This is a genomic window from Exiguobacterium sp. PvP048, assembly GCF_040549175.1.
In the GTDB taxonomy this organism is placed as follows: Bacteria; Bacillota; Bacilli; order Exiguobacteriales; family Exiguobacteriaceae; genus Exiguobacterium_A; species Exiguobacterium_A artemiae.
Genome location: NZ_JBEPSU010000007.1, coordinates 1 through 14354, shown reverse-complemented (window position 1 = coordinate 14354; position 14354 = coordinate 1). Strand labels below are relative to the sequence as shown.

The 14354-nt window shown below is 48.0% G+C and carries 15 protein-coding genes, 7 tRNA genes and 1 rRNA gene; 2 read left to right on the top strand and 21 right to left on the bottom strand.

Annotated features, from left to right (window positions below; translation table 11 throughout):
* Positions 1-59: 59 nt before the first annotated feature.
* From ABIC15_RS12100 to ABIC15_RS12085, 4 genes are read right to left on the bottom strand one after another with little or no spacing between them, the layout of a single operon-like run.
* Positions 60-956: a phosphotransferase enzyme family protein gene (locus tag ABIC15_RS12100; protein ID WP_354020820.1), complete on the bottom strand. Its 897-nt coding sequence runs from the start codon at positions 954-956 to the stop codon at positions 60-62.
* Complete coding sequence (locus ABIC15_RS12095; RefSeq protein ID WP_354020819.1) at positions 953-1174, bottom strand: GNAT family N-acetyltransferase; 222 nt, start codon at positions 1172-1174, stop codon at positions 953-955. Before ABIC15_RS12095 ends, ABIC15_RS12100 begins: the two co-directional genes overlap by 4 nt.
* Positions 1119-1412, bottom strand: a complete 294-nt coding sequence (locus ABIC15_RS12090) for a GNAT family N-acetyltransferase (RefSeq protein WP_354020818.1) — start codon at positions 1410-1412, stop codon at positions 1119-1121. Before ABIC15_RS12090 ends, ABIC15_RS12095 begins: the two co-directional genes overlap by 56 nt.
* Positions 1413-1425: 13 nt before the next feature.
* Complete coding sequence (locus tag ABIC15_RS12085) at positions 1426-1983, bottom strand: isochorismatase family protein (protein WP_354020817.1); 558 nt, start codon at positions 1981-1983, stop codon at positions 1426-1428.
* A gap of 145 nt (positions 1984-2128) precedes the next feature.
* Between ABIC15_RS12085 and ABIC15_RS12080 the strand changes: the two genes are divergently transcribed.
* Positions 2129-2311 carry a hypothetical protein gene (locus ABIC15_RS12080; RefSeq protein WP_012369057.1) on the top strand — a complete coding sequence of 61 codons (183 nt, stop codon included), beginning with the start codon at positions 2129-2131 and terminating at the stop codon, positions 2309-2311.
* Positions 2312-2356: 45 nt separating this feature from the next.
* Here ABIC15_RS12080 and ABIC15_RS12075 read toward each other — a convergent pair whose 3' ends face one another.
* Complete coding sequence (locus tag ABIC15_RS12075; RefSeq protein WP_354020816.1) at positions 2357-2956, bottom strand: short chain dehydrogenase; 600 nt, start codon at positions 2954-2956, stop codon at positions 2357-2359.
* A gap of 61 nt (positions 2957-3017) precedes the next feature.
* Positions 3018-3590, bottom strand: a complete 573-nt coding sequence (locus ABIC15_RS12070; protein WP_214766732.1) for a hypothetical protein — start codon at positions 3588-3590, stop codon at positions 3018-3020.
* Between the two features lie 119 nt (positions 3591-3709).
* Here ABIC15_RS12070 and ABIC15_RS12065 point away from each other — a divergent pair, with 119 nt between their 5' ends.
* Entirely contained in the window at positions 3710-4972 is a 1263-nt protein-coding gene (locus ABIC15_RS12065) for a hypothetical protein (RefSeq protein ID WP_354020815.1), read from the top strand.
* Positions 4973-5106: 134 nt separating this feature from the next.
* On the opposite strand, the gene glmS is transcribed toward ABIC15_RS12065, so the two are convergent.
* The 15 genes from glmS to rrf form a co-directional block, all read right to left on the bottom strand.
* On the bottom strand, positions 5107-6903 hold the full coding sequence (gene glmS, locus ABIC15_RS12060) for a glutamine--fructose-6-phosphate transaminase (isomerizing) (RefSeq protein WP_012369053.1): 1797 nt from the start codon (positions 6901-6903) through the stop codon (positions 5107-5109).
* Between the two features lie 625 nt (positions 6904-7528).
* The gene (glmM, locus tag ABIC15_RS12055; protein ID WP_214850422.1) at positions 7529-8884 is read right to left on the bottom strand and encodes a phosphoglucosamine mutase; all 1356 of its coding nucleotides are present in this window, start codon (positions 8882-8884) and stop codon (positions 7529-7531) included.
* Between the two features lie 29 nt (positions 8885-8913).
* Complete coding sequence (locus ABIC15_RS12050) at positions 8914-10200, bottom strand: CdaR family protein (RefSeq protein ID WP_318091177.1); 1287 nt, start codon at positions 10198-10200, stop codon at positions 8914-8916.
* The gene (gene cdaA, locus ABIC15_RS12045; protein WP_014969179.1) at positions 10200-11060 is read right to left on the bottom strand and encodes a diadenylate cyclase CdaA; all 861 of its coding nucleotides are present in this window, start codon (positions 11058-11060) and stop codon (positions 10200-10202) included. Before cdaA ends, ABIC15_RS12050 begins: the two co-directional genes overlap by 1 nt.
* A gap of 80 nt (positions 11061-11140) precedes the next feature.
* The gene (locus ABIC15_RS12040) at positions 11141-11755 is read right to left on the bottom strand and encodes an anti-sigma factor (protein ID WP_354020814.1); all 615 of its coding nucleotides are present in this window, start codon (positions 11753-11755) and stop codon (positions 11141-11143) included.
* Positions 11756-11776: 21 nt separating this feature from the next.
* Positions 11777-12340 carry an RNA polymerase sigma factor SigW gene (sigW, locus tag ABIC15_RS12035; protein ID WP_026829608.1) on the bottom strand — a complete coding sequence of 188 codons (564 nt, stop codon included), beginning with the start codon at positions 12338-12340 and terminating at the stop codon, positions 11777-11779.
* 126 nt (positions 12341-12466) lie between these two features.
* Positions 12467-13375: an arginase gene (rocF, locus tag ABIC15_RS12030; RefSeq protein ID WP_354020813.1), complete on the bottom strand. Its 909-nt coding sequence runs from the start codon at positions 13373-13375 to the stop codon at positions 12467-12469.
* 221 nt (positions 13376-13596) lie between these two features.
* Positions 13597-13672: transfer RNA gene (locus ABIC15_RS12025), tRNA-Ala, on the bottom strand.
* Positions 13673-13685: 13 nt separating this feature from the next.
* Positions 13686-13757 (bottom strand) — tRNA-Gly (locus ABIC15_RS12020).
* Positions 13758-13763: 6 nt separating this feature from the next.
* Positions 13764-13836: transfer RNA gene (locus tag ABIC15_RS12015), tRNA-Lys, on the bottom strand.
* 4 nt (positions 13837-13840) lie between these two features.
* A tRNA-Tyr gene (locus tag ABIC15_RS12010) sits at positions 13841-13924 on the bottom strand.
* A 34-nt stretch (positions 13925-13958) separates the two neighbouring features.
* Positions 13959-14031: transfer RNA gene (locus ABIC15_RS12005), tRNA-Thr, on the bottom strand.
* Positions 14032-14043: 12 nt separating this feature from the next.
* Positions 14044-14118 (bottom strand) — tRNA-Glu (locus ABIC15_RS12000).
* A 2-nt stretch (positions 14119-14120) separates the two neighbouring features.
* Positions 14121-14195, bottom strand: a tRNA-Asn gene (locus ABIC15_RS11995).
* 17 nt (positions 14196-14212) lie between these two features.
* Positions 14213-14328, bottom strand: a 5S ribosomal RNA gene (gene rrf, locus ABIC15_RS11990).
* Positions 14329-14354 lie beyond the last annotated feature (26 nt).

The following is a 14354-nucleotide window of genomic DNA, read 5'->3' as shown; positions in this document are numbered from 1 at the left end:
TCCCCCTCTACCTGCATCATTTCTACAAGTATAGCGGTTCCTACGTCAGACGACGTCTTTTAACGTTCTTCGAATATGCTCGTCCGTTCCAACTCGACCAGTACACGGGCATGGTTATTGTTAAAAAACTGTTGGTGATGCTCGAGTCCGCGCTGGACACACCAGCCGATTCCCGTCAGTGCTTCAAACAGACGATAGTACGGCAGATAGACTTCAATCGGCTCCGGTGTCCTTATTTGTCCGTATCCCTGTTGATAGGCATCAAACAAATCGGATTCGCCTTCGAACACATCCCGGTCAAGTTTCGTAAAATCAATTTCCGTCGCCCCGAAACGTGAAGTCTCAAAGTCGATCAGTCCGGTTAATCTTTCGCCGTCCGCAAGCAGGTTACCGAGCCGGAAGTCGAGGTGCACCGCGACAGGGCGGGACGGTTCCGGCAACTCACGTTCACGCCGGTTCAATTCTGTAAAGGCTGCCTGATACAGATCCGGTGACAGCGCCTGGCGAATCGCCGGTTCGAACGACGTCATTTTGGCATTCCGGAAGACACGCCAGTCCTGTGAGGGAAAGGCCGTAAATCCCTCCTGCCCAAAATCGCCGTATGCATCGCTTGTACATGTGTGCAGTGCGGCATGCAACTGTCCGATTTGCGCAGCCAGTGCCGGTGTCACTGTCTCGATCGTCGTTCCGGCAAGCGCTTCTAGCACAAACGCACCTGTCGTCTGTTTGGTTGGTCGCGCCGCCATGAGAATTTTCGGCACAGCGACACGACTGTCCAAATACGTTAACCAGCCGTGTTCCCGGTACCATTTGTCTGCCGTATAGGGACGCTTTAAAAAGACGGTCCGTCCGTCGCGCAGTACTAGCCGGTCGACGTCTGAACTGTACGAGTCAGTGACGGGAAAAATCTCTGAGACATCCAGATCAAACGCTTGAATCCATTCTTCACGGGTCATGAGGGTTCCCCCAATCGTTTTTCGAGAATTTCGCCAGGCAGCCCGTCAATCGGTCCGAGATACGTCGAACGGAATCCAAGCTTCGTCAAAATCTTTTTCGACGCCGTATGATTCGGATCAATCGTCGCCGTGACGACCGTCAATTCATGTTCCTTCGCCAGTTCAAGCAGTCGGGAAGCGAGTGAGGACGCATATCCGTGACCCCACTGTTCCGGCAATAGCATATAGCCGTGTATCGCGTGTGATATGACCGATCCCGATCCACGTCTCGTCCTGATAGACGAGATATGATCCAAGACGGTCATGCCGTTGCTGTTCCATGATTGACGCAAACCGCCGCTTTGCCTCTGCTTTCGTTAAAGGGTGTTCTGTAATGTAGCGCATGACCCGCTCATCCGTGACAAGCGTTTCGTAAGCCGTATAATCCGCTTCGTCCATCTTTCGTAGTTCAATCATGCAGTCACCCCTTTTATCTGTATTGGTGATGAATCGGTTCAAATAACTTTTCCGTCGAAGGACGGACCATCGCAAAGTGTTCGACATTGTAGTGTCCGTGCAAGACCTGATTATGATGGGCAATCATTTGTTCCGCCGATAAGACGTCGGAACCGTTCGTCGTATGTCCGTCAGCGACGAGCGTCACGTCAAACCCGTTGACGGTCGCACTGCGGACTGCCGTATCGATACAATGTTCCGTCTTACAACCGAGGATGACGACATGTTCGACTCGGTGCTGCTTTAAATAGTCCAGCAGCGGTGTTCCATGGAACGAGTTCGTGGCCGCTTTATCAAACGTGACCGCCTGCTCCGGAATCTGAATCGACGAATGTACCGCAAACCCTTCCCCTTGTCCGTTCGCGACATCGAGATCCCGGATGAAGATCATGACATGTCCCTCATTGTCTGCTTCCTGTACGACCTGATTGATTACTTGAATCACGTCTTCCTTTGCATGGACGCCGACCTCTTCCACTGTCCCTTCGACGAGATCATGTTGAAAATCGATAACGAGCACTGCTTGTCGCATTTGCCTGTCCCTCCTTTTAAGTTCTTTACTTCCCTCTTTTCCCTTTCCAGATGGAAAATCCTGTTTTTCATCAGCAATTTCACATCTTAATGAAACTTTTGGTCTGCTCGATGCGTTGAATAAGGCGACGGAAAGGATGTTATGTATGGAATTAGTCCCGCTCTTTTTTGTAACGTTCATCATCGTCTTGGCCGTAAATCTGTTTCTCGACAAGATGATCATGAACCGCGAAATGACACGACCTGTTTTTTTGAAAAATCTGCTGATCTGCTTCTTAATTTCGTTGGTTCTATTAAACGTCTTTTACTTACAATCTTTGATGAGCTGAACAATAAGACCGTCCACTTGATTCAAGTGAACGGTCTTATTTCATTCAATAAACTTCATAATTTTGTCCGGTCTGTGCTCCTTCGACACTTTTCTCGAACGCTGTCGCGACACGCGATGCCGGAACGGCTTCGAAACCGCGGAAAAATGATCCGTACTTGTCGAGCGACTCAATCAGGACATTCGGACTGACACTGTTGATCCGGATCCCCCGCGGCATTTCAATCGCTGCCGCATGGACGAATGCTTTGACGCCACCGTTCGCAAGGGCCGCCGACGCGCCTTGCCGAATCGGATCGTCCATCATGATGCCGGTCGTCAATGTGAAACTGCCGCCGTCGCGGACGGCAGCCAGTCCAAGCAACACCAGATTAACCTGCCCTTTCAGTTTGCTGTCGATTCCGATCTGATTCAACGCCGGTGTCAAATCCGTCAATGGTCCGAAATGCGCCCCGCCGGTTGCACTGATGATGGCATCGACCGGACCGACCGTTTCATACATCGAACGGATACTGTCTTCCGACGTGATGTCGACCTGGACATCCATCCCTGTCCGCCCGGCCTGAATGATTTCATGCCGCTCCCCTAATTGCGCGATGACGGCTTGCCCGATTGTCCCGCTCGCTCCGACTACTAAAATTCTCATCTGGTTATCCCCCTTCTGATTTAAACTACGTGTTCAGCCTACCGTAACCCGGCCGTTTTTTTCAAGAATGAGCACGGGATGACCAATAATACTGGGCAATCCGGAAGCCGACATAATCGGAATTCCATAACACGGGATAATCTCTCCGTTGATGCAGGTCCCAATAGCTGATGATGCGTCGTTCAATTCGTTGCAGATAACGCTTGTTTGCTGCGGCAAAAGTTCTCAGCTGTTCTTCGGACCAAATCTGTAACATCGGTTCGATGCGTTCGAGAATCTCGCGAACATATTCTCCGGTCAGTTCAATTAAATACAGTAGCACCCAGTCCGTGTTTGCCTGTTCCTGTTCCAGCCGGCGGACATATTTTTCGCGGATATATCCATCATGATGACGGGTGTACATGCAGTACAATATCCACCGTTGGCGATCCGTCAGGGTTTGAATTTTTTCTTCCTTTACTTCATTTAAGTACAGGCGGTACGGGAGAATCAACGGTTCTCCGTAAAACGTGACCTCAATCGTTCCCCAGGTCACTGTTCCAAAGAGCCGGCGCGGTAAAAGGCGTGCCACGACTCGAACATCATCCGTACAAGATTGCGGAAACGCGGCTGCCCAGTTCCATTTTCTGTTCACGTATTGTTTCCTCCTCCATACATCGTTTCTGTCTTTTATCAACTTATCATTTTAACGACAGAATGAGTTACTATATATTTACAGGTTACATTCAAACTATTGATGAGAGGCGGCTTAGCATGGACAACGCTTTAGGAATCATAGCTGTAATTATCATTTTACTTCTCTTTAGTTATTTACTTTTCCGTAAATTCAGTCGTCATGATGCTGTAACGGATTCGGTGCTTCCACCGATTCCTGCAAAAACAGACGTTCCGGAACTTCATGCCGATGAACTACCCTGGGAAATTGAATCATATTCCTTAACTGATATGACATCGTATCGCCATTCCGAATCATTAACTGTCACACAACGTCTAAAAGATCAGGTCGGTAATATTATTAAACTTTCGCCACATGCTAAAAATCTCATCCAAAAAGAACAGAGAGTCATCATCAAATTCAGTGAAGAAGCTCTTGCCAAGCTAGCATCCGGTGAATTACGAATTATGAAGGCCAAGGGATCAGTGGATCAATTTAGAGCACTTGCCGTTGATCATCAACATAAAATCAGACATCACGCAAAGTTCGAAATTCAAGATATTAAAAAAATCAACCCCGCTCAACTGGCGAATTTAGCTCTTGGAGTCGCGACCATGGTCACTGCTCAAGAACATTTGGACCGGATTAATCAGCAACTTACATCTTTGAATCGAAAGATCGATATATTAATTCGTCAATCCAAAAATGATAAAGCCGGCATCATCAAAGGCCATATCAAATATCTGCTTTCGATTCTGCCAAGTATCCCTGATGAAGAAGAACGATATTCGGTAAAATTAGAAGATATGGCAGTCATCTCTTATCAAGAGCTAGAATCGATTTTACCGGAGTTGGATTTTTTAATCAGAAGTGCTAACGACATTGAAGAAAAAACAACATTCAAATTGGATAAAACGGTTGATGAGATAAAAGAACTCGCCGCATCATTTGAGCAGACTATATTGATTGGATACGGAAATTTAGAAGTCATGTCGATTTGCTTAAAAATCATGAATGACTGGAATCAGGATTCACAAACAAATGCAACGAGGTTATCAGATATCGAAAAATATCATCAGCAAATTACCGAGTACCATCACAAATTCGAAAAAATACTAAACGATAAACATATTAGTCTTGATGCGACCTTCAGAAGAAATAAAACAATTACCAGCAAAAAAGAAGATATCGATAAACAGCTAACCTATCATCAGGAAAAAATACGCTCTAGTAAATCAATCATTACCGATCACATCATTCAACTGAAAGGACAGGATTACGACTCGATTCCCGAACCCGTGGATTTGAGCGTAGATTTTGATGAGACCGGCGATATTCATACGATTCATCGATTAAAATAAGCCTATCTGATGAGAGGCATTCTATTCTCGTGATTAGATAGATTTTAATTTTATGCTAAAAAGACCCTTTGGACGAAAATCGTCCAAAGGGTCTTTGAAAATTATTTTGATTTCTTCACGCGGATGAACTGTTTTTACTCAACTGTTACTGACTTCGCCAAATTACGTGGCTTGTCAACGTCGCAATCACGGCCGAGTGCCGCGTAGTACGAGATCAACTGAAGCGGTAAAACAGACAAGAGTGGTGACAGGAGCGGCTCGACTGCCGGGATGACGAACGCATCCGTCGGCAACTCAAGACCTTCTGCTGCGATGACACACGCGTTCGCACCACGCGCGACGACTTCCTTGACGTTGCCTCGGTTGTTGAGGTGAACGTGAGGTTGTGTCACGAGGGCGATGACCGGTGTGTTGTCTTCGATCAAAGCGATTGGACCGTGCTTCAATTCGCCGCCGGCATAGCCTTCTGCTTGGATGTATGAAATTTCTTTGAGCTTAAGCGCCCCTTCCATTCCCACATATGCATCTTGACCACGGCCGATGAAGAAGGCATTGCGTGATTCAGACAAGTATTCTGAAGCGATTTCCTGGAACCGTTCTTTTTGTGACATGACGGATTCCATCGCGCTTGAGATTTTTCCGAGTTCTTTCATGAGATCGAAGTTAACGTCGACACCTTTTGCTTGAGCGAGGTCAAACGCAAGGACAGCAAGAACAGCGATTTGCGCTGTGTATGCTTTTGTTGAGGCAACCGCGATTTCAGGACCCGCGTGCAACAAGAGTGTTGCGTTCGCTTCACGTGACAGAGTAGATCCTGCAACGTTCGTGATTGTGAGTGCCGGGTGACCGAGTTTTTTCGCTTCGACGAGAACCGCACGGCTGTCCGCTGTTTCACCTGATTGTGAAAGGAAGAGGAAGAGTGGTTTCTCAGTCAAAAGCGGCATGTTGTAGCCGAATTCAGACGAGATGTGGACTTCTGTCGGGATACCCGCGATTTGTTCGATCAATTGTTTTCCGATCAATCCTGCATGGTAGCTCGTTCCGCAACCGATGATGTAAACACGGTCACGTCCGAGGACTAAATCACGGACCGATTGATCGAGTGTGATTTCGCCTGACTCGTTTTGGTATTTCTGAACGATATTACGGATAACAGCCGGCTGCTCATCCATTTCTTTGAGCATGTAGTGCGCGTACGTGCCTTTTTCAATGTCTGATGCATCGATTTCTGCTGTATATGCTTCACGCTCTTTGACGTTTCCGTCTAAGTCCTGGATTGTGACACTGTCACGCGTCAAGATGATCATTTCGCCGTCATGCAACTCAACGAACTGATCCGTTACTTGAAGCATCGCCATTGCGTCAGATGCGACAACGTTGAACGTACCGTCACCGAGACCAACGAGAAGCGGTGATTTGTTTTTAGCGACATATAAGACGTCCGGGTTTTCAGCATCGATCAACGCAAGTGCGTATGAACCGTGAAGCACACGAAGTGTTTGACGGAATGCTTCGACGACGTCATTTGTCTCAGCAAAGTTCTTTTCGATCATCTGAACGATGACTTCTGTATCTGTGTCGCTGAGTAAATCAACATTGAGTTCTGCTTTTAACTGCTCATCGTTTTCGATGACACCGTTATGCACGAGTGTGAAACGTGATGAAGCACTTTGGTGCGGGTGGGCATTCGGTACACTCGGGACACCGTGTGTCGCCCAACGTGTGTGACCGATTCCGACAAGACCATCTGCTTCTGCAGGAACGACTTCGCGTAGCGCAGCAATCCGGCCGACTTCTTTATGGACTTGAACGCCGTCGTTGACGAACGCAAGACCAGCCGAATCATAACCGCGGTACTCGAGCTTTTCGAGTCCTTTTAATAAAATTTCCTTTGTGTTAACCTGTCCGATCATACCTACGATACCGCACATAATAAATTCTCTCCCATTTACAAGTATTTCCCTGAAGAGGAAACGGCTCTTGCCGAGAGTTGTCATGACGCATCTGTTTGTCCGTCTAATCACTTAAACGATTTCAGATGAGTTTACGGTACTGACATGGTACCGGGAGGCATCCGCCGAATGATTCGATAAACCCCCACCTCGTCAGCTGCCTATTACATAGTCAGCCCTGGCGCTTTCATTTCTGTCCGACCCCGTTTCTGTCCGACTTTACAATCATACGAACTTTATTTAGAAAAAGCAAGAAAGGTAACGTATTTGTAACTATTCCCGATATTTTTCTAAATGATACCTCTAATACCTAGATTATGTAAAAAACTATTTGGTTTTTGTTATTGTTTTTCTTGTATATCTTCTTTATGATTCGTAATATTTTAAAATATGCCAAAAATCTCTTGTTTCATGCGACTTCTACAGGAAAAGGAAGCTCCGCTTCCGTCAGGAACAGGCAAGACCCGGTTGTCGACAGATAACCGCGGCTTGCGTTCCGCCTGAGAAAAGCGCGTGAAAAATAAAGAGCTTGTGTATTTCATTAAATTTTAATTATAATCCCAACAAAAAAAGGAGCAGATGTTCATCCACTCCTTCCGTTCACTCAGTTTTCCTGTAATGCGTAGTTTTCACGGACGACGTTTGCGATCCGCTCGACATACATATCGCATGCTTCTTGCGTCGGTGCTTCCGCCATGACACGGACAAGTGGTTCTGTTCCAGATGCCCGAACGAGAATCCGACCGTTGCCGGCCATTTCCGCTTCAACTTCTGCAATGATGGCTTGAACCGCCGGACCGTTCATCGCGCCATTTTTATCCGAGACCCGGATATTGACGAGACGTTGCGGGAAGACCGGCATTTCTGCTGCAAGTTCCGACAACTTCTTGCCTGTCGCCTTCATGATTTGTAAGAGCTGGACGCCTGACAGCATCCCGTCCCCTGTTGTTGAGTAATCCATGAAGATGATGTGACCCGACTGTTCGCCGCCGAGTGTATAGTTGTTTTTACGCATTTCTTCAACGACATACCGGTCACCGACTGCTGTCTGTAAAGCCGTCATACCGTGTTCTTCAACCGTCTTGTGGAAACCGAGGTTACTCATGACGGTCGCGACGATCGTGTTGTCTTTTAAGCGGCCAATCTCGTTGAGGTATTTACCGCAGATGAACATGATTTTATCACCGTCGACGATTTTACCGTTCTCATCGATTGCGATCAAGCGGTCACCGTCGCCGTCAAATGACAGACCAACGTCTGCACCTTTTTCAAGGACGAAGTCAGCTAAATGTTCAGGATGCGTCGAGCCGACACCTTCGTTGATGTTCAAACCGTTTGGTGTCGTTCCGATTGTCGAGACTTCCGCTTCGAGATCACCGAACAGGCGCGGGGCGAGGCTTGATGTTGCACCGTGTGCGCCGTCGATGGCGACATGGATGCCAGAGAAGTCTTCATCTGATGTCTGACGTAACATGTGAAGGTACTTTTGTGCGCCCTCATAGTAATCGTGGACGAATCCAAGCTCTTTACCGGACGGACGCGGCAACGTATCTTCCGCTTCGTCAAGCAAACCTTCGATTTCAAGTTCTGTTGCATCATCGAGCTTGAAGCCGTCTGATCCGAAGAATTTGATTCCGTTGTCTTCGACCGGATTGTGTGACGCAGAAATCATGACGCCCGCTGTCGCATCCATCGTTTTCGTCAAGTACGCGACACCCGGTGTCGAGATGACACCAAGACGCATGACTTCTGCACCGATTGATAAGAGTCCGGCAATCAGAGCGTTCTCGAGCATTTGTCCAGAGACACGTGTATCGCGGCCGATCAAGACTTTCGGACGTGTGCTTTCGTGTTTCGTTAAGACATACCCGCCTGTCCGACCGAGACGATATGCCAGTTCAGGTGTCAATTCTACGTTTGCGACGCCGCGGACGCCGTCAGTTCCAAAATACTTACCCATGTTCTATTTCCTCATTTCACAAAGTTGATTTAATTGGCTTGGACCGATGTCCGGGGAACCGCTTTAAGCGTGATATCCATATTATCTGGACGAAGTACGTCAAACGCTTTTGACGTCTGATATGAAATCGGCAAGCCATGTGTACCTTCTTTTAAGCCGGTCACGTCAATGACGGCTTTAATATCTGTCGCATCAATCGATGCAAGATCCGCTTCACTTCCACGGACGACGAGATCAATGGTCTGTTCGTAATCGATCGTATACTTCGACTCATCAAATCCGTTCAACGTCACCGTGACACCGGAAATTGTTTTCTCAGCCCGGTCCTCGACGGTTTCCGTTGTCGCTTTCGCGTTTTCCTTCTCGACGACGATGCTGACCGTAACCGAAGTCGGTTCCATTGCGGTGACGTTATCCGGTTCAATCAGTTTGACCGTACGATCGACGGTTTTTGTCAATCCTTTTAAGGAGACCGCTTCCGTCGACACGGAACCGATCCGTGACAGCTCTTCTTTTGTTCCATATAAGCGGGCTTCCGTCGTGACCGGAACAATCTTGACGACTTTATACCCTTTTTTGACCGCATCTTTTGTTTCGACGTTAATCGGAACCGTTTTACTTTCCTTATAGACCGGAACCGTCACTTCCAACTGTTCCGGATCATATGTGGCACTGATTGCATTTCCGTTCGCATCCGTTGCTTTGACGTTGAAGGACTCCGTAAACGTCTCCGCACGGCCTGTGACATCAATTGGAACTTGAATCGCCGTGATGGCCTGCAGTTTTTCCGCCCCGCCGGTCACAGAGACCGTTTGACGGGTCGGTTGGGCTTCACCGACGACATATCCTTCTGCGATTTTATTTTTGTTCAGCAACGCTACTTGAACCGGAACTTCTTTAGTGACCTTTTTATCGAGGAACACTTCAATCGTTTCCTGTTTTGGCGTCACTTCGACGTCCTTGCCAAATCCATTCGCTGTCAAGCGGACACGATGATAGCCGGGATCAAGACCGGTCAAGTCAATCGACAATCCAAAATCTTTGACGAGCCGAAGCATCGTCAAGCTGCTCGACGGACCTTTGACCGTCGTTTCAATCGTTTTTGGAATATTATAGGCGACCCACTGCGTTTCATCATAATTGACTGTCACCGGTACGTCAAACTTCGTTGAGCCTTGACCGGCGATCGGTAACAGACTTGCGGCATCACTTTTTCCGGTCGTATTCGAACCGGCGACCATCAGATAGAGCATGACGGCGAGCAACACCGCAACGATGCGGAGAAACCAGCGTTCATTGAACCATTTTTCGAACATTATTTTTTCGCCCCCATCCAATTCAAGAAGGAAGTATTCGTCGGTTCGACTTTGACGATTGTTTCAAGCAGCTTCGTCCGGAGCGATTCTTCATCAAGTTCCCGGTAAAGCCGTCCGTTGATGGCAAGTGAGACGCCACCCGTTTCTTCCGATACGACCAACGTGACACTGTCCGTCACTTCACTGACACCGATGGCTGCCCGGTGACGTGTCCCGAGATCTTTTGAGATATGTGCACTCTCGGATAACGGTAAGTAACAAGCGGCGGCGGCCAGCTTTCCTTGTTGGACGATGACGGCGCCGTCATGAAGCGGTGTATTCGGAATAAAGAGATTGATCAATAACTGACTCGTAATTTGTGATCCGAGCGGAATGCCCGTCTCGACATATTCACTGAGTCCCGTCTCCCGCTCAATCGTCACAAGTGCTCCGATCCGGCGTTTTGACATGTATTGAGCCGATGTGACGAGCGCATCGACGATTCGGACTTGTTCATCCTCGTCACTGATGGCACTCCGCGAAAAGAATTTACTCGTTCGACCAAGGTGTTCGAGCCCCCGGCGTAACTCTGGCTGGAAGATGATGATAATCCCTAACAAGCCATACGTAATAATTTGATTCAACAGAAACTGCAACGTCTTCAGTCCGAAGAATCCGCTTAAGAACCAGCTGATCAAAATGACGGAAATCCCTTTAATCAATTGGACTGCTTTTGTTCCTTTGACAATGATCATCAGACGGTAAATGACGAATGTCACGACCGCGATATCAATCACATCATTAATATAATCGTACCAATGTACGTTTTCTCCCAGTTTCAACAATTGAAATTGAAGTGGTTGCCAGTTGAAGTAGTTCACCAACCGTGCCCCCTATCTCATCTGATTTAAACAGCTTTCATTATAGCACAAAGGGACGAGTTAGACTCGTCCCACTTGACTCATTGAAAGATTCGTTTGATTCCGTACCAGACTCGCTCAAAGAGTTGGTCAATTTGTTTAATTTCGCCTGTGACATTCCCGGCACTGGCGGTATACGCTTTGCCGTCGACAGTCATTACGTCTCCGTTGACCTTGCCTTCGATCCGGACATTGCCGCCTTCGACATACAGGTCCTGGTTGACGGTAACGCCTTCCGGTACGACAACTTCACCGTTCTCGGCGACGATTCCCGGTACATTCGTATACGATAAATCATGTTCTTCCTGTGTCAGATAGCCGCCGAGACTACCGACCGACAACAACATAAAAATCGAGGCTGCCGCAAGCAACGGGTACTGCTTCATTTTCCCGCCAAAACGGGATGTTTTCCTAAGCGGAGTCACATTCGGTTGGTCCACCTGTTCGGGCAGTTGTGCCAGCACGCGGGATGTAAAATCCGCCGAAAGCTTGGGTGCTGAAAGCGCGCGTAACTCTGCATCGAGGAGCCGATACTCTTCGAACTCGTCCATCGCATTCGCTTCCCGTAACTCCGCTTCAAGTCGTTTGAAGTCTTCTGGAGGTTGGTTTTGATCTAAATAATCCTGTATCCGTTCATACACTTTTTCTCGTGTCATGGTGAGTGCCTCCTTCTCATCTCATCGTTTACCGAAATGCTTTTTCAGCGCTTCGCGTCCCCGATGAATTCTCGTTTTAACTGTAGCGACGGGTAAATCGATCATCTCACTGATTTCTTTGAGTGAAAGATCTTCAATGTATTTTAAAACAAGTGGAACCCGGTATTTTTCCGGCAAGCCGGCGATTGCCTCTCCCACATCTTGTCGTTGCTCCGAATCAATGACTTGATCCTCCGGTAACTGGTCCTTGCTTTCAAGCTGGGAATACAACGTCAGTCCTTCAGTCCCTGACATCTCAGCGTCAAGGGAATAATCCGGACGCTTTTTGCGGAGTCGGTCAATCGAAACATTCGTCACGATCCGATACAACCAAGTCCGGAACTTCCACTGGGCATTATACGATTCAATTTTTGTGAATACGCGGATAAAGGCTTCTTGTGTGGCATCTTCTGCTTCCATTCGATCCCGTAAAACACGGAAGGCGACTAAAAAGGCTCCTTCTTTATATAGATCAACAAGTGCCGCGAATGCATCACGGTCTCCCTGCTTCACCCGCTCAATCAAGCGTAGTGTTGTTTCTTCCACTTTAAATACCCCCCGCTCTATGCGGTCAATCTCTTATACGGAGTCGACCTACATAATGTTTCATCTCAATTTGAATTGTAACAAAAAAAACTTGAACTCTGACGAAAAGAGTTCAAGTTCTATCCATTATTTTACTAAACGATGGGTCCGCATATACTGGAGCAAGTTTCCAATCAAGTCATTCGCAAGAATCGCTGTACCGTTTCCTTCTTCGAGTAAAGGATTGACCTCTACGAATTCTGCTGCGATGAATTCATCCTGCTCGGCACAGTGACGTAAGACGGTCTTCGCATCATCAAGCATGATACCGTCCGCCACACGTGTCCCTGTTCCTTCAACCAGACTTGGATCGAGCCCGTCCATATCAAAGCTGAGATAAAACGCATCTGTCGTCTCTTTGAGATAGGCAACGGCTTCTTTCATGATAGCATCCATCCCGCGTGTCCGAATCGCTTCCATATCATAGACACGGATACCGAGACGATCAATCAATTCCTGTTCTCCTGCATCGACATCACGTAATCCGATGAAGACGAGGTGTTCCGGTTGCAGTTTAACCCCGTCCCCTCCGATTTCCGTCAGACGCTGGTGTCCTTCGCCTAAGGAAACGGCCAGCGGCATTCCGTGAATGTTCCCCGATGGAGAAGTCTCCGGTGTATTTAAATCGCCGTGTGCATCAAACCAGATGACTCCGAGACGTGGTACGACTTGCCGCATACCGGCAATCGTTCCGATCGCCATGCTGTGATCGCCTCCGACGAGTAACGGAAAACGTTGCTCTGTCAGCGCCTCACGTACAAGCAAGTGTAAATCGTTTGTCGTGTGGACAACACCTTCGAGCCGTTTTAATTGCGGATCTTCTTCACGAACAGCATCTTCAGACAAAACAGCCGCTTCCCCGTAGCGAACTGCTTCCTGTCCGTTTGCTGCCAGTGTTTCGAGTAATCCTGCCTGTTCAACGGCAGCTGGTCCTTGCTCCGTCCCCGGTTTTCCTTGACCATAACGATACGGTACGCTGATATATGCAATGTTCATCGACCTGTTCCCCTTTACTCAGTAAGTTATCTTAATTGTAAGCGGTAACAAGACGGTGGTTCAACTCGACACGATGACGCATGATTATACAGAATCTAACGACAAAAAAGCACTGTGAGAGTTACTCACAGTGCTTTCGCGTACGTACATTAATTCCAGGCATTTCAAGTATAAAAAAACTTAAGACGAACGAAACTCGCTTAAGATCTTTAAGCAATATTTGGTGGAGCCTAGCGGGATCGAACCGCTGACCTCCTGCGTGCAAGGCAGGCGCTCTCCCAGCTGAGCTAAGGCCCCAGATATAAAAAAAAGCGGAAGACGGGATTCGAACCCGCGACCCCGACCTTGGCAAGGTCGTATTCTACCACTGAACTACTTCCGCAAAATATGAGCCATGCAGGATTCGAACCTGCGACCCTCTGATTAAAAGTCAGATGCTCTACCAACTGAGCTAATGGCTCGACATGGTGGGGGGGGGCGGATTCGAACCGCCGAACCCGAGGGAGCGGATTTACAGTCCGCCGCGTTTAGCCACTTCGCTACCCCCCCAGTTTGTCTAGGAACTATACAATTGAAAAAACAGTGCCGGCAACAGGAGTCGAACCCGCGACCTACTGATTACAAGTCAGTTGCTCTACCAGCTGAGCTACACCGGCAAAAAATAAAAATGGTGACCCGTACGGGAATCGAACCCGTGATACCGCCGTGAAAGGGCGGTGTCTTAACCGCTTGACCAACGGGCCATTGGCTCCGCAAGTAGGATTTGAACCTACGACCTACCGGTTAACAGCCGGTTGCTCTACCACTGAGCTATTGCGGAATAAATAAAAATAAATTGCCTGGCAACGTCCTATCCTCACAGGGGGAAGCCCCCAACTACTTTCGGCGTTCAAGTGCTTAACTTCCGTGTTCGGCATGGGAACGGGTGTGACCACTTGGCTATCGTCACCAGACGACGGGCTCGCGCCCTCAAAACTGA